Origin of the sequence: Ovoidimarina sediminis (assembly GCF_032586175.1) — a bacterium.
Taxonomy (GTDB): Bacteria; Pseudomonadota; Alphaproteobacteria; order Rhodobacterales; family Rhodobacteraceae; genus Ovoidimarina; species Ovoidimarina sediminis.
Genome location: NZ_JAWHTE010000013.1, coordinates 48,057 through 68,817 on the forward strand (window position 1 = coordinate 48,057; position 20,761 = coordinate 68,817).

The 20,761-nt window shown below is 60.9% G+C and carries 20 protein-coding genes and 1 pseudogene; 4 read left to right on the forward strand and 17 right to left on the reverse strand.

Features of this window, described 5'->3' with window-relative positions; all coding sequences use genetic code 11:
* Nucleotides 1–45 precede the first annotated feature (45 nt).
* From RXV90_RS15255 to RXV90_RS15270, 4 genes are all read right to left on the reverse strand, one after another.
* Nucleotides 46–687, reverse strand: a complete 642-nt coding sequence (locus RXV90_RS15255; RefSeq protein ID WP_316649711.1) for an SDR family NAD(P)-dependent oxidoreductase — start codon at nucleotides 685–687, stop codon at nucleotides 46–48.
* A gap of 69 nt (nucleotides 688–756) precedes the next feature.
* Nucleotides 757–1,860: a matrixin family metalloprotease gene (locus RXV90_RS15260; RefSeq protein WP_316649712.1), complete on the reverse strand. Its 1,104-nt coding sequence runs from the start codon at nucleotides 1,858–1,860 to the stop codon at nucleotides 757–759.
* 170 nt (nucleotides 1,861–2,030) lie between these two features.
* Nucleotides 2,031–3,488 carry an amidophosphoribosyltransferase gene (purF, locus tag RXV90_RS15265; RefSeq protein WP_316649826.1) on the reverse strand — a complete coding sequence of 486 codons (1,458 nt, stop codon included), beginning with the start codon at nucleotides 3,486–3,488 and terminating at the stop codon, nucleotides 2,031–2,033.
* A gap of 74 nt (nucleotides 3,489–3,562) precedes the next feature.
* Entirely contained in the window at nucleotides 3,563–3,898 is a 336-nt protein-coding gene (locus RXV90_RS15270; protein WP_316649713.1) for a DUF2867 domain-containing protein, read from the reverse strand.
* 232 nt (nucleotides 3,899–4,130) lie between these two features.
* On the opposite strand from RXV90_RS15270, the pseudogene RXV90_RS15275 reads away from it, so the two are divergent.
* A pseudogene (locus tag RXV90_RS15275) lies at nucleotides 4,131–4,436 on the forward strand (GNAT family N-acetyltransferase); the annotation flags it as partial.
* Nucleotides 4,437–4,518: 82 nt separating this feature from the next.
* Here RXV90_RS15275 and acs read toward each other — a convergent pair.
* The 10 genes from acs to RXV90_RS15325 form a co-directional block, all read right to left on the reverse strand.
* The gene (gene acs / locus RXV90_RS15280; protein WP_316649715.1) at nucleotides 4,519–6,471 is read right to left on the reverse strand and encodes an acetate--CoA ligase; all 1,953 of its coding nucleotides are present in this window, start codon (nucleotides 6,469–6,471) and stop codon (nucleotides 4,519–4,521) included.
* Between the two features lie 289 nt (nucleotides 6,472–6,760).
* Nucleotides 6,761–8,863 carry a molybdopterin cofactor-binding domain-containing protein gene (locus tag RXV90_RS15285; RefSeq protein ID WP_316649716.1) on the reverse strand — a complete coding sequence of 701 codons (2,103 nt, stop codon included), beginning with the start codon at nucleotides 8,861–8,863 and terminating at the stop codon, nucleotides 6,761–6,763.
* Nucleotides 8,863–9,318, reverse strand: a complete 456-nt coding sequence (locus RXV90_RS15290) for a (2Fe-2S)-binding protein (RefSeq protein ID WP_316649717.1) — start codon at nucleotides 9,316–9,318, stop codon at nucleotides 8,863–8,865. Before RXV90_RS15290 ends, RXV90_RS15285 begins: the two co-directional genes overlap by 1 nt.
* Entirely contained in the window at nucleotides 9,309–9,794 is a 486-nt protein-coding gene (locus RXV90_RS15295; RefSeq protein WP_316649718.1) for an OsmC family protein, read from the reverse strand. Before RXV90_RS15295 ends, RXV90_RS15290 begins: the two co-directional genes overlap by 10 nt.
* Nucleotides 9,791–11,044 carry an LVIVD repeat-containing protein gene (locus RXV90_RS15300; RefSeq protein WP_316649719.1) on the reverse strand — a complete coding sequence of 418 codons (1,254 nt, stop codon included), beginning with the start codon at nucleotides 11,042–11,044 and terminating at the stop codon, nucleotides 9,791–9,793. Before RXV90_RS15300 ends, RXV90_RS15295 begins: the two co-directional genes overlap by 4 nt.
* Entirely contained in the window at nucleotides 11,041–12,549 is a 1,509-nt protein-coding gene (locus tag RXV90_RS15305; protein WP_316649720.1) for a tripartite tricarboxylate transporter permease, read from the reverse strand. The genes RXV90_RS15300 and RXV90_RS15305 overlap by 4 nt, the downstream gene beginning before the upstream one ends.
* Nucleotides 12,542–13,051 carry a tripartite tricarboxylate transporter TctB family protein gene (locus RXV90_RS15310; RefSeq protein WP_316649721.1) on the reverse strand — a complete coding sequence of 170 codons (510 nt, stop codon included), beginning with the start codon at nucleotides 13,049–13,051 and terminating at the stop codon, nucleotides 12,542–12,544. The genes RXV90_RS15305 and RXV90_RS15310 overlap by 8 nt, the downstream gene beginning before the upstream one ends.
* A 67-nt stretch (nucleotides 13,052–13,118) precedes the next feature.
* The gene (locus RXV90_RS15315) at nucleotides 13,119–14,114 is read right to left on the reverse strand and encodes a tripartite tricarboxylate transporter substrate-binding protein (RefSeq protein WP_316649722.1); all 996 of its coding nucleotides are present in this window, start codon (nucleotides 14,112–14,114) and stop codon (nucleotides 13,119–13,121) included.
* Nucleotides 14,115–14,228: 114 nt separating this feature from the next.
* Nucleotides 14,229–15,227 carry a substrate-binding domain-containing protein gene (locus tag RXV90_RS15320; RefSeq protein ID WP_316649723.1) on the reverse strand — a complete coding sequence of 333 codons (999 nt, stop codon included), beginning with the start codon at nucleotides 15,225–15,227 and terminating at the stop codon, nucleotides 14,229–14,231.
* Between the two features lie 41 nt (nucleotides 15,228–15,268).
* The gene (locus tag RXV90_RS15325; RefSeq protein ID WP_316649724.1) at nucleotides 15,269–15,952 is read right to left on the reverse strand and encodes a fumarylacetoacetate hydrolase family protein; all 684 of its coding nucleotides are present in this window, start codon (nucleotides 15,950–15,952) and stop codon (nucleotides 15,269–15,271) included.
* Nucleotides 15,953–16,068: 116 nt separating this feature from the next.
* Here RXV90_RS15325 and RXV90_RS15330 point away from each other — a divergent pair, with 116 nt between their 5' ends.
* Nucleotides 16,069–16,803, forward strand: a complete 735-nt coding sequence (locus tag RXV90_RS15330) for a FadR/GntR family transcriptional regulator (RefSeq protein ID WP_316649725.1) — start codon at nucleotides 16,069–16,071, stop codon at nucleotides 16,801–16,803.
* A 3-nt stretch (nucleotides 16,804–16,806) separates the two neighbouring features.
* Here RXV90_RS15330 and RXV90_RS15335 read toward each other — a convergent pair whose 3' ends face one another.
* Genes RXV90_RS15335 through RXV90_RS15345 form a run of 3 tightly spaced genes read right to left on the reverse strand, consistent with a single transcriptional unit; the run spans nucleotide 16,807 to nucleotide 19,132 of the window.
* Nucleotides 16,807–17,745, reverse strand: coding sequence for a cobalamin B12-binding domain-containing protein (locus RXV90_RS15335; RefSeq protein WP_316649726.1), 939 nt, complete (start codon nucleotides 17,743–17,745; stop codon nucleotides 16,807–16,809).
* A gap of 26 nt (nucleotides 17,746–17,771) precedes the next feature.
* On the reverse strand, nucleotides 17,772–18,545 hold the full coding sequence (locus RXV90_RS15340; protein ID WP_316649727.1) for an SseB family protein: 774 nt from the start codon (nucleotides 18,543–18,545) through the stop codon (nucleotides 17,772–17,774).
* A complete protein-coding gene (locus tag RXV90_RS15345) occupies nucleotides 18,542–19,132 on the reverse strand; it encodes a uracil-DNA glycosylase family protein (RefSeq protein ID WP_316649729.1) in 591 nt (196 codons plus the stop codon). The genes RXV90_RS15340 and RXV90_RS15345 overlap by 4 nt, the downstream gene beginning before the upstream one ends.
* A gap of 126 nt (nucleotides 19,133–19,258) precedes the next feature.
* On the opposite strand from RXV90_RS15345, the gene RXV90_RS15350 reads away from it, so the two are divergent.
* Nucleotides 19,259–19,603, forward strand: a complete 345-nt coding sequence (locus tag RXV90_RS15350) for an ArsR/SmtB family transcription factor (protein ID WP_316649731.1) — start codon at nucleotides 19,259–19,261, stop codon at nucleotides 19,601–19,603.
* Nucleotides 19,596–20,627: a permease gene (locus tag RXV90_RS15355; RefSeq protein ID WP_316649732.1), complete on the forward strand. Its 1,032-nt coding sequence runs from the start codon at nucleotides 19,596–19,598 to the stop codon at nucleotides 20,625–20,627. The genes RXV90_RS15350 and RXV90_RS15355 overlap by 8 nt, the downstream gene beginning before the upstream one ends.
* Nucleotides 20,628–20,761: the final 134 nt, after the last annotated feature.

Below are 20,761 nucleotides of genomic sequence, written 5' to 3' on the forward strand. Positions count from 1 at the left end.
CAAGATCCCACCCAATATGATCAGGAGGTTTCGATCTGGGGCGGCTCAAAGGCTGCCACGCAACCGTTCAGCCACGTCCCGCGGATGAACAAGCCGCGTGCGATCCTCACCAGGAAAAAACCGGGCTCGCGTGCCTGTTGGCATTTCCGGGGGCGTCTCGATCAAAATGCGCGGTCCGGTCTTCACCGTCTCTGCCTGCCAGCTTCGCGCCAGCGCAAGCTGCGCCGCTTTTGTCGCGCCGTAGGCTCCGAAGAACTTCTCGCCGCCCCGCGGATCGTCGAAGAACAACGCCGCGCCGTCGGGCGCTGCGAGAAGCAGGGGCTCTACCATCCCAATCAGCGTACCGGTCGCGGTGATGTTAATGGCGATACTCTTTTCCCAATCCTTCCGCTGGATATGGCCTGCTGGCGCGAGAGGTGCGGCATGGATCGCCGCGTGAACCCAAAGGTCTGCATGACCCCAACGATCATGGATTCCCCGGCACATATGGGCCATTGCATCAGCATTGGTGATGTCCATCGGGGCAAGCGTCGCACTCCCGCCCCGCGCCTTGATCCGGTCGTCAAGCTCTTCCAGTGCACCCGTTGTCCGCGCCACGGCAACGATGTGATATTCTGGCGCCAACCGCTCTGCCAGCGCCGCGCCAAGGCCGCGCGAAGCGCCCGTGATCAATGCAATCTTGGTCATGACGCAACGATGTGCGGCCTGAACCGCCAGTCGTCAAGTCAATGCAACGACTTGCCCCTGCTGGTCTGCTCAGGCAACCATCCATTCATCGCCGTCGTGATTGTGGTCAGCACCGCAGTCAACGCAGCCGCATCCCTCATCGTGATGATGCTCGAATATGAAGCTGTCGGTCGTTAGATCAAAACCGTCGGGGAAGTAATACAGGTTCGAAACATGGCTCTCGACTTCCGCGCCCCATAGGAGCCGCATTTCCCAGAAGCTGCCGGCCTCGTGCAGTGCACCAAGATCAAAGGCGTTTGACAATGCCTCCTCCTGGGCCGCTGTCTGGTTTCCAAGTCTATCGCGAAAACGATCCCAAAGGCTCGACCCACCTGAATCGGGTTCAGGATCATCCGCAACGACTTCAGGCTCCGGCTCCGGCGTCGGGCTTCGAAACCGGCTCCAAAGCCCCGAAGACGGGCTCGTGGGCTCGTCCGACGGCTCTGTTGTCGGTGCCGGTTCAGGATCTGGCTCGTCGCTCCGGGATCGTAAACGGTCCCAGATACCAGAGCCACTTGGTTCCGGCTCTGGCTCCGGTGCAGGCTCTTCGACCACAGGGTCTTCCGCCGGCGGGGGAGGAGGATCCTCGACCACCGGCTCTGGCGCATTTACCGCAGCACCGTAAATCAACTGCGCGCCCGCGATATCGCCATCACCGAGGGTGCTGGCCGCGACGTAGGGGTTCATGATCTCGGTAATATCGTCGACATGCTCAAGGCCAATCGCATGTCCGATCTCGTGCAGTGCGACTGCATAGAAATCCAGCCCGCCACTTTCGCCGTAGGGCGACCAGATCTCCTGCGTGTCAAAGCGGATGTCAGCCGCAATCATCTCATCGGTGCCGGGAAACACGTAGTAGGAATAATAGGCTTGGCCGACCGTTGAGCCGGCAAGATACGCCTGTTCGACATCAATGTCGGATTGCGACGCAAAGGCAACCTGCTCGAAATCGATGTTGGCCACTGCTTCCCAGGCGTCAAAAGCGGCATCCATCGCCGCTTCGAAGTCAGCGAGCGAATAAAGAGAGGAGTCGTATCTGAAACCGGATCCCAGATCGAATGACCAGGTAACGAGACCGCCGCTTGATCCAAGCTGACCGCCGCCCCATTTCACGTCACTCACAAGATAAGTCATACCGCCGTCCCGATACTTGCGATTCGTCCCTGCCCGCGCGAACCAAAGTCAGCACGGAACTCTGGAACGCCACCACAGCAAAACGGCGAAACTATGGTTAAACGCTGGCAAACAGCCTGCTTTGCGCGGGGTTTCGCCGACGATTCCAGTAGCGATAGGCCGATCTACGACTATTCCGCAGCTTTCAGCGCGAAACCCTTCTCGATCATATCCGACGGCGCGACCGGGTACTCGCCAGAGAAACAAGCATCGCAATACTGCGGCGCCTGGGGATCACGACCCTTTGACTCGCCAACCGCTCTGTAGAGCCCGTTGAGCGAAATGAATCGCAGTGAATCAACGCCAAGATGCTCCCGCATCTCGTCCTCGCTCATCGTCGCAGCGAGAAGCTTCTCTCGGTTCGGCGTGTCGACACCATAGAAACAAGGCCATGCCGTAGGCGGGCTTGCGATCCGGAAATGCACCTCCGACGCTCCGGCATCGAGCAGCATCTCGCGGATTTTCACCGACGTCGTACCACGCACGACACTGTCATCGACGAGGACAATCCGTTTCCCTTTCACCAGCGCCCGATTGATATTGAGCTTAAGGCGAACGCCCATGTTCCGAATCTGCTCGGTCGGCTCGATAAAGGTGCGACCCATGTACTGGTTGCGGATGATTCCCATCGCATAGGGTATGCCCGCCTCTTGGCTGAAGCCGATCGCCGCCGGAGTCCCGCTGTCAGGCACGGGACAAACCAGATCTGCATCCGCCGGCGCCTCCCGCGCAAGTTCCACACCGATCTGCCGGCGAGTCTCGTAGACAGATCGGCCGCCCAGAATCGAATCCGGGCGCGAGAAATAGACGTGCTCGAAGATGCAGAAACGCGGGCGCGACTGCTCAAACGGGCGGTGCGACTTCACGCCTTGCTCGGCGGTAATCACCACCATCTCCCCAGGCTCGATTTCGCGAACAAAATCCGCGCCGATGATATCAAGGGCGCAGGTCTCGGACGACAAAACCCAACCATCCCCAAGCTGACCCAGAACGAGCGGGCGGACACCCAGAGGATCGCGCACACCTATTAGCTTTGTGCGCGTCATTGCGACGACGCTGAACGCGCCTTCCACCCGGCGCAATGCGTCCTTCATCCGCTCCGGGATATCGCGCTGCAACGATCGTGCCATCAGGTGAATGATGCACTCGCTGTCCGACGACGATTGGAAAATTGACCCCCGGTCGATCAGTTCGCGCCGGAGCGCATCGGCATTCGTGATGTTCCCATTATGCGCAATCGCGGCGCCACCCATGGAGAACTCGCCGAAAAAGGGCTGAACGTCGCGGATCTGAGTGTTCCCCTTCGATCCCGCAGTCGAATAGCGAACGTGGCCGATGCCTATGGGGCCAGGCAACGTATCCATCACCTGCTGGTTCGTGAAGTTGTCGCGAACGTAGCCAAAGCGCCTCGCTGAGTTGAACCCTTGATCCGGATCGTGGGTAACGATCCCGCCCGCTTCCTGGCCCCGGTGCTGAAGTGCATGCAGGCCGAGCGCAACAAAGTTCGCAGCATCGGCCACGCCGACGACACCAAACACCCCGCACTCCTCGCGAAGTTTATCGTCATCAAACGGGTGAGAAGGCGGCAGGTCGCGCAAAGGGTCGAATCCGTTGCTTGGCAGCTATCACTTACATAGTGCGGGATTGCGGGAGTGTCACGAAACTATCGGGCATGTCCGACCGAAACGCTAACCCGAAAACCGAGGTGGCAGTCATCGAAGCCGGCAACCAGTTCACGTGCCGTCTCGCGCGCGACGGGAAAGGGGCCAATCTTGTCCTCCGCCGGAGGCCCGTCCTGTGACAGCCCGAATGGTGCAATCACCAACCTTCGAACGAGTGGCAGCCACCGCGCCGAGCGCGGAAAGTCCGTGATCACGCCCGCCGCCTCGCGCGGACTCATCCGGGCGGCAACGGTGAAGCAGTCGATAAAATTGCCCGCCCTGATCCGATAAAGAAGGGTGCGTTCACTATTGAGTTCTGATCGGGTGACCCGCACCATCATGCGCCCTTTATGGCTGACTTCGCCGATCTGCTGCGCCGCCCCGCATCCCTACACAAGGGATGCTTCCCTCTTGTCGCAGGTTCACCGCGCGCGCTAGTCAGACCCGGTGACATCCAACGTGACATATGCCGCGCTGACGGAGGCCACAACGCCCGCTCTTGCAACGTAGGACGTTCTCGACGGCCCCTGCGATGAAACATGGCTTACGGCCTTCCTCGCCGATCCTCAGCATCTCATGGAACTCGCCCTTAACGAGGGCGAGGTGATTGGATTCGCCTCTGGGACGATCCTACTCCACCCCGACAAAGCACCGACGTTCTTTATCAACGAGGTGGGCGTCGTCGGCGGCTATCGCCGCTGCGGCATCGCCACCCGGCTGACGGAAAGGCTGATTTCCCGTTCACGGGACGCTGGGTGCGCATCGGCCTGGCTCGCCACGGAAGAGCAAAACTCTGCCGCCCGCGCTCTGTATCAACGGCTTGGCGCCCGTGAGACCGGGGGGATCATTGTCTACGATTGGGACGCAGATCTATGAACCGCGTTTATGCGGCACTATGCCTGTCATCGGATGCAACATCGAAGGCGCGGGGGAATTTCCCCACGCCTTCAGCATTGCCCTATTCTCGGTTCATCCGGTTATCGATCAGATCATCCACGACCTGCGGTTCGGCGAGTGTCGACGTATCACCCAGTGCACCGTAGTCGTTCTCCGCGATCTTCCTCAGGATCCGCCGCATGATCTTGCCTGAGCGTGTTTTCGGCAGGCCGGGCGCCCACTGAATCAAGTCGGGCTTCGCGATCGGCCCGATTTCTGTCCTCACCCAGTTTGACAACTCGGTCCGAAGCTCATCCGTCGGCTCGATCCCGTTCATCAGCGTAACATAGCAGTAAATTCCCTGGCCTTTCACCGGATGCGGGTAGCCCACGACTGCGGCCTCGGCCACCTTTTCATGAGCGACAAGCGCACTTTCCACTTCGGCGGTCCCCATCCGATGACCCGATACGTTGATGACGTCGTCGACCCGCCCGGTGATCCAGTAGTAGCCGTCCTCATCCCTCCGGCAGCCGTCGCCTGAAAAGTAATAACCCTTGTACTGCTGAAAATATGTTGCCTCGAAGCGGTCGTGATCACCGTAGACAGTACGCATCTGTCCCGGCCAACTGCTCTTTATGCAAAGCACGCCCTCCGCGGCGGTCTCCTCAATCTCTTTTCCGCTCTCGGTCTCTAGAATAACTGGCTCGACCCCAAAGAAGGGCAGCGTGGCGGAGCCCGGCTTCGTCGCTGTGGCACCTGGAAGCGGCGTCAGAAGATGCCCGCCAGTCTCGGTCTGCCACCACGTATCGACGATCGGCGCTTTCCCCTTGCCCACAACAGTATTGTACCAGTTCCAGGCTTCGGGGTTGATCGGTTCCCCAACCGTGCCGAGCACCTTGATGTCCGAAAGATCGTATTTCTCGACCCATTCGTTGCCTTGCCCCATGAGCGCACGAATTGCCGTCGGCGCGGTGTAGAACTGGTTCACCTTGTGCTTTTCGCAAACAGCCCAGAAGCGCCCGGCATCCGGATAGGTCGGCACGCCTTCGAACATGAGAGTCGTCGCGCCATTCGCCAACGGACCGTAAACGATGTAGCTGTGTCCGGTAACCCAGCCCACATCCGCCGTGCACCAGAAGATATCGCCGTCGTGATAGTCGAAGGTATACTGGTGAGTTATCGAAGCATAAACGATGTAGCCCCCACTTGTATGAACGACCCCCTTGGGTTTCCCGGTGGAGCCCGAGGTGTAGAGGATGAAAAGCGGATCCTCCGCCCCCATCTCCTCCGCCGGGCAATCGTCGCTTACGCCTTCCTCTAGCTCGTGCAGCCAGAAGTCACGATCCTGCACCCACGCCACCTGCTGCCCGGTCCGCCGGACGACGAGCACCTTGGGATCGGTATTCGAGTTCACCAGCGCCTTGTTCACATTGTCCTTGAGGTTCGTAACCCTGCCGCCGCGCGGCGCACCGTCAGACGTGATCACCACCTTCGCGGTGCTGTCGTCGATCCGGTTCGATAGCGCATCGGGAGAAAACCCAGCGAAGACGATAGAGTGAACAGCCCCGATCCGGGCGCAGGCCAGCATCGCATAAGCGGCTTCGGGGATCATCGGCAGGTAAAGGACGACGCGGTCGCCCTTCTCCACTCCCATCCCCTTCAGCACATTGGCGAAGCGACAGACATTGCTGTGCAGTTCCCTGTAACTGATGTGCGCCGCCGCTTCGTTTGGGTCGTCGGGTTCCCATATGATCGCCGTCTGGTCGCCACGTTCCGCGAGATGCCGGTCGATGCAATTCGCCGCCACATTCAAGGTGCCGTCCTCGAACCACTTGATCGAGACGCTGCCAAAATCGAAATTCACATCCTTCACCTTCGTGAAGGGTTTGATCCAATCGATACGCTTGCCATGCTCAGCCCAGAAGGCCTCCGGATCGGCGATCGAGGCAGCGTACATCCTTTCATATCCCGCCTTGTCGATATGCGCCCCAGCAGCAAACTCGTCGGATGGCGGATAAATGGATGCCTCGGTCATGGGTCCTTGCTCCCTGAAAATCTCCCTTTCGTGAGGTCTGGCAACAGCGTCCACGCTACCTGCCCCACGCTCCGAGGCCGTCTTACACCTAAAGAAAAACCGCGTCTATACTTCTGAAAACAAAGCGTTTTTCCGAAAACGGATTTTGCTCCCCCAAGCACGGTCCGCAAAAAGCTTTCCTCTCCGGGAATCCCCGCAGCATTCCAAGGGCTTATTCCCTATTCCTATGCCCGGACGGCCCGGTGCTATGACAATGACTTGGCTCTGCGTCACTTCGTCCGGAAGTGCTTCACGCCCGCAACGCTGCCCCGCGGATTGCCTCTCCCGTCATCGGTAACCGCCGCAGCCTAAGCCCCGTCGCATCACAGATCGCATTCGCAATTGCGGCGACAACCGGCCCCGAGGCCGCTTCGCCTGCACCCAGCGCAGGGCTCTCCGGCCGATCGATGATGGTGATATCGAACTCCGGCACGTTTTCGAACCGCAACACCGGATAGCTTTCCCAATCCCGAGACGTCACACCGTCGCGGTCCCACGTCACCGCCTCCTCCAGGGCCCAGCTGGCCCCCTGAAGGGCGCCCCCCTCAAGCTGTGCCTCAAGCCCGTCCAGGTCGGCCACCCGCCCAGCATCAGCGACCAAGACGATCCGGTGGAGCCGCACATCGGCCTCGTCCGTCACATCGAGATCCACCGCCACACCGACTCGTGCCATCGAGTTCTTGTACTGCGCATAGGCGATTCCCCGTCCTTCACGACAGGGCCCGGCAGCCTCTTCAAGCACGTCCAGCACTTCGATCGCCCGTTCGTCCAAAATCTGCGCCTTGCGGAAAGCGAAGGGATCCTGCCCTGACGATCGACACCGCTCGTCGATAAAACTCTCGATCGCAAATACATTAGCTGCCGCACCGAGGCAGCGCAGGGCAGATGTCCTAAGCGGCAAGTCACTTACGAGGTTCTTCACAAGTCTCCGGTCGCCGATTGCATAGATCGGGTCGATATTGCGGTGAAGGCCGCCCTGCTCGTTCATGTTGGGTTTGGGCGGCTGTGGCGCCGTGCCCCCCTCCCGCATCCAGTTCGCGATCAGCTTGGCGGGCCCCGCCCTGTCAGGCCCGGGCCGTGGCCGCCCCCGGAACGTACCGCCAATCGAATTCACGGAAATTGCAGATATCCGTTCTCCGGCCCCGAGTGTCGCCGCGATCTCGACAGCCTGAGGCGGGCCGTAGGGTTCCCACCCGTGCTCGTCCTCGCGCGTCCATTTCAAAAGGATCGGGCGTCCGGGCAGATGACGGGCAATCAACGCCGCCTCCATCGCCGCATCGTCCGCCCCATTGTGGCCATAGCAGCCCGACCCGGGCACATGGGTCAGTGACACGTGAACGGGCTCGAGCCCGAAACTCTCCGCAATCGCATTTCTCAGCGGAAAGATGCCTTGGCTGTGCGTCAGGATGCGCAGCTTCGTCCCATCCCACTCCGCCAGCGCCGCTGAAGGTGCGAGCGCCCCGTGCATGGTAAAGGGGCGCTCATAGCGTGCTTCCGCGTGAATAACATCAAGCGGCGCGGGAATCTCGGCCTCGGGCATCGGTCTGCCATCTACGATCTTTAGCCTATGCGCATTTCCGGTCGTCAACAGGGCGAAGATATCGCCGTCATCGATCCCGTCGCCTGTCCCCCACTCCGCTGCCCGGCCCAGTTTCTCGGCGGCCCTTATGACCGGCCACTCCCCTGGCCCTGCTACCGCGACAAAGCGGCCGTCTTCGATAACCCGGAAACCCTGTGCCTGGAGATCACGAACCACATCGTCGTCCAGGCAAACAAGTTTCGCCACGAGATGAGGCGGCCGGACAACCCGTGCGTGCCACATGCGCGGTTCCTCGATATCGTGCAGAAAGACGAAGCTGCCGTCGACCAACGCCTCGATGCCGCGCATTCTGCCCCTGGGCGGTGCGCCGTCCCGCGCGATCGGGGTGACATCCCGCTCAACCGGAACGTCCAGATCAAGCGTTGCCGCAATCTTGGTTAGCGGCACGGGATCATTCTGCCCCGGCCCTCGCAATCCGTCCTGCTCGAGCCGCCAATCCGACGGATCCCCACCCTCGCGCGACGCCGCAGCGGTAATTGCTAATCTCCGTAAGGTTGCCGCCGCCGCTCGAATGGCACGGCCCGATTGCTCGACCGAATTACTGCCCGAGGTGATGCCCTCGTCGGGGCTGTCGTCCGTCGACACCGGCGCTATGGCGATGCCAGAGGGGTCAAGGCACAACTCCTCCGCCGCAATGAGTGCAAGCGCCGTCGAAATACGTTGGCCGATGTCGACTTTGCCGGAGCGAAGGACGATCCTGCCGTCCTCGACAGTGACCCAATCGGATATGAGAGGATAGTCATCGAGGTTCATCAGCGCCTCGCCGCCATCTCCACGGCCTTTAACACACGAGGATGCGCCCCGCAGCGACAGAGATGCGGGTTCAACGCCGCCTTTGCCGCCTCCCGGTCAGGATGTGGCATCTCGGTGAGAAGCGCCGTCGCCCCGATCACCAGCCCCGCAGTGCAATATCCGCATTGCGCCGCGCCCGCCTTCACGAAAGCCTCCTGCACCCGGCGCCCGATCTCGTTCTCGGACAGTCCCTCAACCGTCACGATCTTCTTGCCTTCGAAACTTCCCGCGGGCGCCACGCAACTCGGCACCGAAACTCCGTCGGCCAGGACATGGCACGCCCCGCACTGCTCCAGCCCGCACCCAAGCTTTGCGCCCTTGAGCTTCAGTTCCTCCCGCAAAACAAACAAAAGAGGCGTATCGGGATCGGCGCGCACCTCTCTCTCCGCTCCGTTGATATTCAGCTTCAGGCCCACGCCGCGACCCGTTCCCAGCGCACGTCGAGCGCTACATCAGCTGAACGGAAAAGATTCATCACCGGACAGCGATATTCCACGTTCTTTGCCAGTCGTTGAAACCGTTCCTCGCTTTCCTCGGTGTGCACCCGGATCCGAAGCCTTACCCAGTTGAAGTATGGCCTGACACCCTGCACCCCGCGCGACCCGCGCTGGTCGACTTCGCCCTCGCCCTCGATATCGACAGCGGAATATTCGAACTTCATCGCTTCGGCACAGCGGTTGATGATCACCCCCTCGCAACCGAGAAGCGACGAGAGGCACATTTCGAGGGGCGTGGGGCCCGAGTTTGTACCCTTCTCATCCGATATCAGGACATGGTCCCTCACCATCATCACCGTCCTGGTCGAGGCCTCGTTTCGGGCCGTGACCTTGCGGATACCAATGGCCTTCTTGTCGGGATCCACGGACGGCGGCAAAAGTTCCGGATCGCTCATCCAGTCATCTCCAGAATATCGAGGCCACGCACTCGGTCGAGCACATAGATCAGGCCCTGTTCGTCGACATCAACGTCGTTCGACTGCGGAATGCGCCCATCATCAGGCATCCAATGCGCGACCTCGACCGGCAGATGCGGATCAGCAAGATCAAGAACGCGAAGCCCGCCCGCAAACCACGTTGCGTATACAAGCGTACTGTCGAGTTTTTCGCGAAACTGATGCGCCCCGAACCGTGCTCCGGGCTCACCAACCCAGGGGCAGGCCCGCTCACTCAGATCCCAAGCCGCGATCGGCTCCATACTCCCAAGATCGGTCACGTCGATCACCCAGAGGAAGCCGTGCAGGCGCCCAGGCTTGTGATCGTGTTCTTCGTCGATCGCCACTGCGTAACGACGCCCAGCGATCTCCCGCTCAAGCGGCATGACCGTATGGGTCGGTTCCGGGATTGCAGTCGGGAATTCATAGCTGCCAGCAACCTTCAGCTTCGTGATATCGGATGCATCAAGCACCCGATATCCCGCATGCCAGACGGCGGCCCAAAGCTCATCCCCGACTCGCATTGCATGATGCAGCCGGTTGCCGTAGCCCGTCCAGGTCGGCGTCTCTCCGCCCGCAATATGCTGCCCCGGCATATGCCAGCGTGTTACCTCGCGCGGGGCTGTGGGATCGGCAAGGTCGTAGATCACGAGAATGTTGCCCACGTAGCCCTCCATCTCCGTCGAGATGTAGGCGTAGTTTTCGTCCATATCGAACCGATGCACGCCGAAGCCATGTGTCTTGACGTAAGAGAGTGGCTTGGGCGCGCTTTTGTCCGAAATGTCCCAAACCCGGAAACCGCCGCCGTCATAGCCGCGCTCGAGAAACGCCTCGAGATCCGGGATATCGGTAAGCTTCACGCCGAGCGCCTTGGCGACCCCCGCATCATCGAGACCCTCTGCGCGCAGACCCGCGATCTTCTCTGCCTTCCTGAGGAAATGCCGCCGGTCCTGCTCGACATTCGTAATCATGAGATCGCCTGCGACCCGCACCTTGTGAGTATGCGACCATTCATCAGGCGGCGCGATCTCCGCCACGATCCTCGGCGCTGCGGGGTCGGAGATGTCGATGATCGAGGTGCCATCAGGCGGCTTCATGTGCCCGACATAGGCAAAGCCGTCCTGCACCACCACTTGCCCGCCACCGGGGATGTCTAGATGCCCCAAACGTCGGATGTTTCGCGACAAGACGTATTCGATCTCTTTCTTCATTCTGCCGGCGCCTCCCGCATCTTACGCCGTCGGTCGAGCCAGAGCGGCACTACGATCGACAAAACCAGCCCAACCCACAGGACATTGCCTAGGTTCGACGAGAAAAGAACGGTGATATCTCCGCCTGATTTCTTCAGAGAGCGGAGAAAATAGGTTTCGAGTAGCGGCCCGAGGATCACGCCGATAAGGATCGCCGCCACGTGATAGCCGGTCTTCCGCGCAACATATCCGATCACACCAAAAACAAGGGCCAGGTACATGTCGAACATGTACTCCCGCGGTACGAAAGCCCCGACCAGCGTGAACGAAATGATCATTGGCGCAAGGTAGATTGTGGGCACCGTCGTTACATGGCTCATGTAGCGCGAGAGCGGCAGAATCGTGAAGATCATCAGGACATATGAAACGGCCATCGCCATGAACATCCCGTAACCCACTTTGGGATTGGTCTCGAATAGCGACGGGCCGAAACCCACCCCGTGGAATTGCATCACAACAAGCATGATCGCCGCCGTGGCCCCGCCGGGAATGCCCAGCACCAGAAGCGGCACAAGCGTTCCCGACGTCACCCCGTTGTTGGCACTCTCAGGCGCGATCAGGCCTTCCGGGTGCCCCGTTCCGTACTTCTCGGGTGTTTTCGAGTAGGAGCGTGACTGCTGATAGGCCACAAAGCTTGCAATCGACGCTCCCGCCCCCGGGATCACGCCGATTACAAGACCAATGATCGAAGTCCAGACAATATGCCACCAGCGCGAAATGGCGATCTTCACGCCTTCGATCGTATCGTGCCAGTTTGGATCCTTGGGCTCGGCATCCTCGCTCACGATCACCTTCTTTTCGATGATCATGAAAGCCTCGGACACCGCGAAAAGCCCGACAAGCGCAGGGATAAGCGGCACCCCGTCGTAAAGTTCGAGAAACCCCATGGTCCCCCGTGGTGTCGCATAGACGACATCCGTTCCGATCGCCCCGATCATCAGCCCGAAGAAACCGGCAATAAGGCCCTTCAGCAGATCCTGCGCTGCGATAGAAGCGATAAGCGAGATGCCGAACAGCATCACCACGATCATCTCGACCGAATGCATATAGAAACCGACCCGGGCGAGGATCGGCATCGTCGCAAGCGCGATAATGGTCGTCAGAAGTCCGCCGAGGCAGGACGCGACGAAGGAGATCGACAGCGCCTGCTGCCCCTTCCCGGCTTTCGCCATCGGGTAGCCGTCAAGCGGCGTCGCCGCTGCTCCCGCAGTCCCGGGAATGTTGACGAGTATTGCCGGAATCCCTGCTCCCATCCGGGCCGCACAATAGAGCGAGACCATGAAGACAATTCCGGTCTGCACATCCATCGCTAGCGTAAGCGGCATCAGAATGATGATCGTGTTCGCCGCGCTGAACCCGGGGATTCCCCCCACGATCAGCCCCAGAATGATCGTGGGAATGATCACCCACCAGTAGGTGACGGTCTCGAAGAAGACCTCCGCAAGAAGTGCCGCCGTCTCACCCATTGCCAATCACCGCACGCATCGTGTTCTCAAACCATCCGCGTGGAAACCGCGTGTCGAAGGCCAGGATGAACACGGCCCAACCAACCAGCGCAATCGACGCCGACAGGAAGGCGATAAAGAACGGGCGTCGGCCTTTCGCCAAGACCAGCATCGATGCGAAAAGGAACAGGAAGGTCGCCAGTGTGAACCCTAGAGGCTCGATCAGAAAGCAAAAGCCGATGGTCGCGGCAAGAAGCCCGATCCGCCCTGACCGGATGTCCTCGTAAGAAAAGATGTTCGCAAACCCGAACACGCCCTCCCCGCGCGCCATCCAGAGAACAGAGCGAAGGATGAAAAGCCCACAGACAAGAAGCAGGACACCGCCCACGAAGAATGCGCTCACCTGCGCCGTCCAGGGCGAGTTCCAGATCGTCGAGAAGTAGTAGAGAGTGAAGATCACCGCCGCGACGGGGATGATCAGTTCACCGCCAAGCTGGCGGCGTTTTTTGGGCTGCGGATCCATGGGGCCTCGTTATCGTCGGTGCGGCGGAAGCGGCGCTGCGGGCCCGCTTCCGCCTTACGCATTCGCTTTACGCGCCGGTCAGAAGCGGCTTGTAGCGCGCGCCTAGCTCCAGCATCGCCTGCATAAACGCTGCACATTCCTCGACGCCACCATAGCTGAGATATTCCGGCGTCCCGCCGGTCGCCACGTAAGCTTCCAGAAGGGCCGGGTCGTCGAAGGTCTCGCGGAAGGTACGTGCAAGCACCTCAAACCGATCGGGATGATCATCCGCCGCTTTCTTATGGATCGCGAAGGCCCGGCTCGATAGCATCTCCGGCAGGTTGGTGCCGTAGGCGTCGTTCATAGAGGGCGCGTTGTCGAGCGCCTCGCCCACGCGGTTCTCACCGAATACGAGCAGCGTCTTCACCGCATCGCCCGCCGCGATCACCGAGCCGGAAGTGAGAACCGAGAAGTCCACCTCACCCGTGACGGCGCCGGCCACAGTGTTCTTGCCACCCGAAAGCGGGATCAGGTTGAACTGGGCACCGGTCTCGTCGCCAAGCGCCAGTAGCCCGATCGAGGCAGGATGCGCCATCCGGCTCGTTCCGACGTTCAGAACGCGCTTTTTGCCTTCTGCGATGATATCGTCCATCGTCTGAAGCGGGCTTTCCGCGCCGACGAAAAGGCAACCCGGGTCAACGTCAACCCGACCGAAATAGAAGTAGTCCTCGACGCTGAAGCTCTCCGGTGCCTGCATCGCCCAGTTCAGAACTTCAGGCCCCATATTCCCGAAGATCAGGCTGTAAGCATCGGGCTCCTCCTTGCCCATGTACACTTCGTAGCCCACGCGGCCCGAGGCGCCCGGAAAAAAACCCGGCTCGAATTCGGTGCCGAGTTTCTGGCTCCACACGCTCGAAAAAGCGCGGAAGTTCCGATCCGCACCGCCGCCCTCGCGGGTTGGGATGATCACCTTGATATTGCGTTCGGGATAGCCCGCCGCCCGCGCGATACCGGGGGCTGCAAGCGCCATGGCAGAGGCCGCGGCCCCGGTCTTCAGAAACCCACGTCTGTTCAGTCGGGTCATCTTTTCCTCCATCTTTGGTGCGCTGTCTTTGTCTTGCTCCACGGCCTTCGCGCTCAGACCGTTGGTTCGTTTTTGATCTCCACATCAGGCGAAGTTCTGCGGTGGCTCCTCTTCTCAGGTCGTCAGCAAGTCCTTGGGAAACAACGCCTCTGGTGCAACCCGCTGCCCAGCAAGGTGCTGCTCCACCGAATACCGGCAAATCGCGTCAAGCTCGGCACGGTTCGCCGTGAACCCATAGGGCCACCAGTCAGGCCCGAAGGCATCCATCGTCCTCTCCACTCCAGCCCCGAACCACGGCAAGGACACCCGGTTCGCATTCGAAAGCCAAAGTGCCTTCAAGCGATCGAGGGCCACCTTCTTTCCTGCGACAAGCGCATCGTAAAGCTTCCGCGCGAGCCAGGGATATGCCTCCAAAAGCGTCCGCCGCACCCCGATCACATGCATAATAGGGAAGAACCCAGTTTTCGCATGGTAAGCCCGTTCTGCCGCCTCGTAGTCGGGGAAGAGCCGGATAAAACGTCTGTCGCCGTCAAGAAATGCCTGGGGTGGTTTCGGTGCCAGCAGCCCATCGATTTCACCCGCAATCAGAAGATCCTGAAGTGTCTCGCCTTCGGCGATTGGGGCAACCTCCATTCCATCCGGCAGATCGAGTTCCAGCCGTTCCCGTCGCACCCCGGCATCCAGCGCGCCCGTCCGCCACCGGACATCCTCGGCGTTCACTGCGTACTCATCGCGAAGAATGCCTCGCATCCAAAGGGCGGCGGTCATTTGATACTCCGGCACCCCGATCCTCCGGCCCTTGAAATCCGCCGGGCTTTCGATCCCTGATCCTGCTCGCGCAAAGAAACCCTGGTGCCGGAAGCTTCGCGCAACGAAGGCGGGCAGAGCGATGTACGCTCCTTCCCCACGCGCAACTTGCAGCACATAAGAAGAAATCGACATCTCCGTGATGTCGTACGGTGCGTCGGCCACCGCGGCTGGGAAAAGCTCGCTCGTCGGCGCGATCACACTCCTGAGGCGCACCCCTTCGATCTCAACCGACCCTTCGTGAAGCGCCATGACGCGATCATGATCCCAGGTCGCAAAGCTCAGCTTCAGCACATCACCTTGCACTGTCCCGGCCTCGCTTATGTCGCTCCGGCCCGGCACCGTTCTCAGACCACCGTCACCTTGAGCTCTCCAAGCCCCTCTGCGCTCAGAACCATTTCGTCGCCCTTTTCGACCGGGCCAACCCCAGATGGCGTGCCGGACAGGATTACATCGCCCGGCGCCAGTTCGAAATACTCCGAAAGGTAGGCGATCATCTCCGGCACCTTCCATATCATCTGGTTCAGATCGCCCTCCTGCCGCAATTCGCCATTGACGGCCAGCGCGATGCGCCCCTCGCTTGGATGCCCCACCTCTGCGACCGGGTGAATGGGGCCCACCGGGGCGGACCGCTCGAACGCTTTTCCAATCTCCCATGGGCGACCCATCTTCTTCGCCACCCCCTGCAAATCCCGACGGGTCATATCAAGCGCAAGCGCGTAACCAAAAACGTGATCAAGCGCATTCTCGACTGCGATGTTCGTGCCACCTGTCTTCAGCATGACAGCGATCTCCGCCTCGTGATGCACATCGCTGGTCTGTGGAGGATAGGGAAACTCGCCTGAAGGATCGAGGTTGTCGGGGTTCTTTTGGAAGAAGAACGGCGGCTCACGATCCGGGTCGTGCCCCATCTCGATAGCATGGGCAGCATAGTTTCGGCCAATGCAATAGACCCGTCGCACCGGAAATGTAGCATCCGACCCCGCTATGGGCAAAGCGACGACAGGCGGTGTTTCGATCGCGTAGGTCACGTGGTGATACCTCCCGTTTAACCACAAACAATGTGCGACCAATTTATCCGATCAATCGCAACCAATGTGGAGCGGCGCGTGGATTTCGACTCGAAAACCCTTGCAAACCCCCCTGTTTGATCCAATCCTATGCCGACATGAATCAATTGGTCAACCAATATGGCGGCCGGCCTCCCTCGACCATCGAGGCTTCCGCAACTCTGGACGCGCTCCGCGGCATGCTGGCGGGCCAGGCATATCGCCCCGGAGACCGCCTCCCGCCCGAGCGTGAGCTGAAAGATAGGCTCGGCGTGACGCGCACGGCGCTTCGCAAAGCGCTTGATGCACTTGAACGCGAGGGTCTGATTTGGCGCCATGTCGGCAAGGGCACATTCGTTTCCGGCCCCATCACTGGTTCGCAACTCAATAGCCTGAGCGATCTCAGCCGAACCGTGAGCCCGCTGCACATGATGCGCACCCGCCTCGCGCTGGAACCGGCGATTGCCCGGGAAGCTGCAATCAATGCGTCACCGGCCGGACTTGCTTCCATCGAGTCGTCACGCGACGCTGCACGCGCGGCGCAAAGCTGGGACGACTACGAAGCCAATGACGACATATTCCATCGCGCCATAGCCGAGGCTACGGGCAATACGCTCCTGTTGGCGCTCTTTGATCAACTGAACCAAGTGCGCCGAGCTGTCGCCTGGGACACTGTCGTGCGAAGCTCCGACTGCCCCGCGCCCGATCACACCAGTTTTGCCGAACACGACGCAATCACGGCCGCAATCGCGGCACGGAATGCAACGGCTGCTCACACGGCAATGAGCGCACATCTGGGGTCTGTTTCGGCGCGCCTCTTCGGGGACGGCTGAAACTCACGAGCCGGCTATGGCATGGCGCTCCCAAAGCGCATCGAGAACCTCAACCGCTCTCTCAAGATCCGGCGCAACTCCGTCGGGCGAAAGATGAGACACCGATTCCGCCGCCTCCTCCACCAGACTCCCACTTATGAGGATCGACGCATCCGGCCGGTGAATACGCAACGCCAGAACAAGCCTGGCGAGGGAAACAAGCGAGTGCATGCCTCCGGCGGACACTCCGATGATGATATGAGACGAGGCGCCCGCAGCTTCCAGTAGCTCGTCGTGAGACCGACCTATCAGAAGTTCGATCTCCCAGCCCCGTCGCCGGAATACATCCGCGGCCATTCGCACGCCCAGCGTATGTTGCTCGCCTGGTACGGACATGAAAAGCGCCGAGCGCCCTGTCTTGCGGGCTCGCGTCGCCGGTTCGCTGTCCAAGACACGCAGGATGCCATAGATCCGCGCAGTTCCCAGCGTAACATCCATGAAGCTGATATGATCTTCGTTCCACCAGTCTCCGAGGCGTCGGGCCGCTGCCGCCAGATAGTCCAGCATCACGTCCTCAACGGAAATGCCGGACGAACGAAGATCTTCAATAAATACCTGCCCGGCCTGCTGATTTCCATCGATCAGCGCAAAAGCAAGGCGATCGATATCCTCGGGCAACGGGCCCAGGCCGACATCGCTCCGCCCATACCCGGCCCGTTGAACCACCCGATTGATAACTTCCCGCGCCAGTGCCTCCACCGCCTCAGGCGAGAGGCCTGCTTTCAACGCCCGAAGCCGTGCCGCCGTTTCCTCGGCGAGCGCAGGATCAAGCTTCCCTCCGGTTCCCTCTGGCAATGCCATCCGCTTCCCTTCTGGATCAAATATCCGGGTGCGTGGTCGCGATTTTTTCAACTCTTTAAGGATTAGCTCACTACCGGCGCAATTCAAGGGAAGAGCCATCATTGGTGGCGCTTTCGCAGGCTCGGATGCTATCTGAGACGCGGAGGCCGGTCTGGATCGGTGCCCGGGCCAGTTGGCGAAACGGCTTCGGCCCTAGCAGGAATGTCAAACCGCAGGGCATGGCGCGCGAAAACGGGAAGAAGCGGGTCCTGCGCGCCGAGAAACGCGACGTCGAGCGCTCCAGCTTCGACGCCCGAGAAGACCAATGCCTCGCCAACGGCCGCTGCAAGCGCCCGTTCCGCCCCATCCGCCACATCTGCAAAAGCAAGCAGGTGCGCCGACCGCCCATCCGCATAGCCTACCCCGGCGAGATAGGCCGCCGATGTCAGCCCCGCCGCCGCAGGCAGCTTCGCGTCCAGTGCGGCGACAACCGCCTCAGGAACCGCTCCGGGCGGTGCAACTTCGACCGGCCTTGCCTCCATCTCAGCCGGCGCATGGCTAAGCGCATCCGCAAGCCAATCCACGCCGGCAGCGTCAAGCAGAAAAGCCGAAGAAGCAACCCCCAGATTTACACCCAGCCCAAGCCCCTGCCCCGCCAGAAGCCCGAGAAGCCGACGGCCCGAAAGCTCCGCATATGCCGCTTCCCCCGCAAAGGCCGCAAGCCGCGCCTCGGTGTCGAAGGCAAGGACAACCTCACCGTCTTCAAGCGGCACCACCCGTGGCGAGATCACCTCGCCTTTTGGCGTGGCCTCAAGCAAAAGCACCAGTTCCGTCTCAACCAGCCGATCGTAATAACGCAACCGCAAGGTCTCATCTTCCGGCGCGGCCTCCATCGCCGCATGCGCTGCATCAAGCCGTGTCATGCCAGCACCTCGTTCACCCGCGCCCGAAGCACCGGGATCACCTCTGCATCGAACCAGGGGTTTCTTTTCAGCCAGCCGGTATTTCGCCAGGAGGGATGCGGCAAGACGAAGATACGGGGCGCATGGTCGCGCCAGCGCATGACAGTCGCAGTCACGCCGCCGCGCGACGCGCGAACGCCCAAATGCCAGCGATGTGCATAACCGCCGACGAGAATGGTTAACGGAATGTCCCCCAACGACTCCATTACCGTTTCGTGCCATGTCTCGGCACAGATCTTCGGTGGCGGAAGGTCTGACCCCTTTGCATCGTAGCCGGGAAAGCAAAACGCCATGGGAAGAACCGCGATCTGGTCACGGTCGTAGAACACATCCTCACCAATCCCCATCCAGTCGCGCAACCTATCACCGGATGGATCGGAAAACGGTCTTCCCGCGGCATGGACGCGCGCGCCGGGGGCCTGGCCGGCCACGAGGATGGGTGCCCCGGGGCGGAACCACACCACAGGGCGCGGCACGTGCCCCGTCGCAGTAGCCGCGAAGCGATCAGCACAGAGCCTGCAGGCCCGGATATCCTCGATCAGTGCCATTTGCCTCGCAGACGTAGCCAGCTCAACCGAAATGCGCAAACCACCGAAACCGCTGAACACGCAGAATTCACCTCCGGCATATTTCTATATTGCTAAATTTCTAGAATCATGAAAATGATTGGCGCCATGAGTGCACTTACCCCTCTCCTCCCCGCCGCCGTAACGGAACTTGCGTCGACTTTCGCTGCCCTCGGGTCGGAACAACGGCTCACCGTGCTCCGCGCCCTTGTGCGCGCTGGTCCTGGCGGGCTTAGCATCGGCGAATTGGGCGCACGCACGGGGGTCACGGGTTCCACTCTCACCCATCACATGAAGATTCTCGCAGCCGCCGGTCTCGTAACCCAGTCGAAACAGGGGCGCACCATCATCTGTGTGGGCGCGGATTACGATCGGGTGAAGTATCTCTCGGATTTCCTCCTGTCCGAGTGCTGCGCGGACAGCACCGGCGACGGGACGCACGAGCATGGCTGATCTCTCCACCCCGCGCAGCATGCCTTCGCTTTGGAACCGGATAGACAGGATCTGGCTTCTCGTTGCCGCAGTCCCTGTGGTCATCGCCCTCATCGATCCAACCGCCGCTTGGCCAATCGCATCAGGTGCGATCGGGGCGCTCGTACATACGGCACCCTTCATCCTCTTTGCCGTTGCGGCGATCGGCTATCTCAAGGCAACCGGAGCAGAAAGCCTCCTTGCCCGTGCGTTCCAGGGCCGCGAAGCGCGCATGGTAGTCCTCGCCGCCTTGGCGGGAGGCCTCTCGCCCTTTTGTTCGTGCGAAGTCATTCCCTTCATCGCCGCGCTGCTCGCCGCCGGCACGCCACTTTCCGCGGTGATGGCCTTTTGGCTCTCTTCTCCTCTCATGGATCCGGCGATGTTCGCGATTACGGCCGGCGGGATCGGCACGGGATTCGCGATAGGCAAGACGATTGCAGCGGTTGCACTCGGCCTTTTCGGAGGCTTCGCGGTCATGGCAATGAAGGCGAACCCGGTGTTCGCGGATCCCCTGCGGCCCGTCGAGAACAGGGGGTGCGGCTGCGGGCCCTCGCCCTTCAAAGGCGCCCCGGTCTGGCGCTTCTGGAATGATCCGGCCCGCCGCGCGACCTTCTTCGAAGCTGCGCGTTCGAACCTGATCTTCCTCGGAAAGTGGCTGGCGCTCGCCTATCTTCTCGAAGGGCTGATGATCCGCTACATCCCCGCCGACCTGATTGGCGGGATCCTCGGCGGCAGCGGGCCTGGCCCGGTGATCCTTGCCGGCCTCGTCGGCGCGCCCGCCTATCTTAATGGCTACGCCGCGGTGCCGCTTGTCGCGGGCCTGATGGAACAGGGGATGTCGCCCGGGGCGGCCATGGCTTTCGTACTGGCGGGCGGCGTCAGCTGCATCCCGGCCGCAGTCGCTGTCTGGGCGCTGGTCAAGCCCCGCGTCTTCGCGGCCTATCTTGGGCTGGCCCTGACCGGCGCAATCGTTGCCGGGCTGCTCTGGAATGCTCTCAACTTCTAGTCTCTGATACCTTGCCCCGGGCCAGTGCGTGCCGGGCAACACACTGCGTGCCTGAACCGATGGCCGCTGGATTAGCCTGCGGTTACTGTCCTCGTTTCAACGCTCTGCCGGGGAAAACCACCTTACGCGCGTAG

What these genes read in the sequence shown, in the direction of transcription:
- RXV90_RS15255 (WP_316649711.1), bottom strand. Translation starts at nt 687, where the DNA reads ATGACCAAGATTGCATTGATCACGGGCGCTTCGCGCGGCCTTGGCGCG.
- RXV90_RS15355 (WP_316649732.1), top strand. Translation starts at nt 19,596, where the DNA reads ATGGCTGATCTCTCCACCCCGCGCAGCATGCCTTCGCTTTGGAACCGG.
- RXV90_RS15300 (WP_316649719.1), bottom strand. Translation starts at nt 11,044, where the DNA reads ATGAAGAAAGAGATCGAATACGTCTTGTCGCGAAACATCCGACGTTTG.
- RXV90_RS15310 (WP_316649721.1), bottom strand. Translation starts at nt 13,051, where the DNA reads ATGGATCCGCAGCCCAAAAAACGCCGCCAGCTTGGCGGTGAACTGATC.
- acs (WP_316649715.1), bottom strand. Translation starts at nt 6,471, where the DNA reads ATGACCGAGGCATCCATTTATCCGCCATCCGACGAGTTTGCTGCTGGG.
- RXV90_RS15345 (WP_316649729.1), bottom strand. Translation starts at nt 19,132, where the DNA reads ATGGCACTGATCGAGGATATCCGGGCCTGCAGGCTCTGTGCTGATCGC.
- RXV90_RS15270 (WP_316649713.1), bottom strand. Translation starts at nt 3,898, where the DNA reads ATGGTGCGGGTCACCCGATCAGAACTCAATAGTGAACGCACCCTTCTT.
- RXV90_RS15335 (WP_316649726.1), bottom strand. Translation starts at nt 17,745, where the DNA reads ATGATGGCTCTTCCCTTGAATTGCGCCGGTAGTGAGCTAATCCTTAAA.
- RXV90_RS15340 (WP_316649727.1), bottom strand. Translation starts at nt 18,545, where the DNA reads ATGACACGGCTTGATGCAGCGCATGCGGCGATGGAGGCCGCGCCGGAA.
- RXV90_RS15315 (WP_316649722.1), bottom strand. Translation starts at nt 14,114, where the DNA reads ATGACCCGACTGAACAGACGTGGGTTTCTGAAGACCGGGGCCGCGGCC.
- RXV90_RS15295 (WP_316649718.1), bottom strand. Translation starts at nt 9,794, where the DNA reads ATGAGCGATCCGGAACTTTTGCCGCCGTCCGTGGATCCCGACAAGAAG.
- RXV90_RS15305 (WP_316649720.1), bottom strand. Translation starts at nt 12,549, where the DNA reads ATGGGTGAGACGGCGGCACTTCTTGCGGAGGTCTTCTTCGAGACCGTC.
- RXV90_RS15350 (WP_316649731.1), top strand. Translation starts at nt 19,259, where the DNA reads ATGAGTGCACTTACCCCTCTCCTCCCCGCCGCCGTAACGGAACTTGCG.
- RXV90_RS15285 (WP_316649716.1), bottom strand. Translation starts at nt 8,863, where the DNA reads ATGAACCTCGATGACTATCCTCTCATATCCGATTGGGTCACTGTCGAG.
- RXV90_RS15260 (WP_316649712.1), bottom strand. Translation starts at nt 1,860, where the DNA reads ATGACTTATCTTGTGAGTGACGTGAAATGGGGCGGCGGTCAGCTTGGA.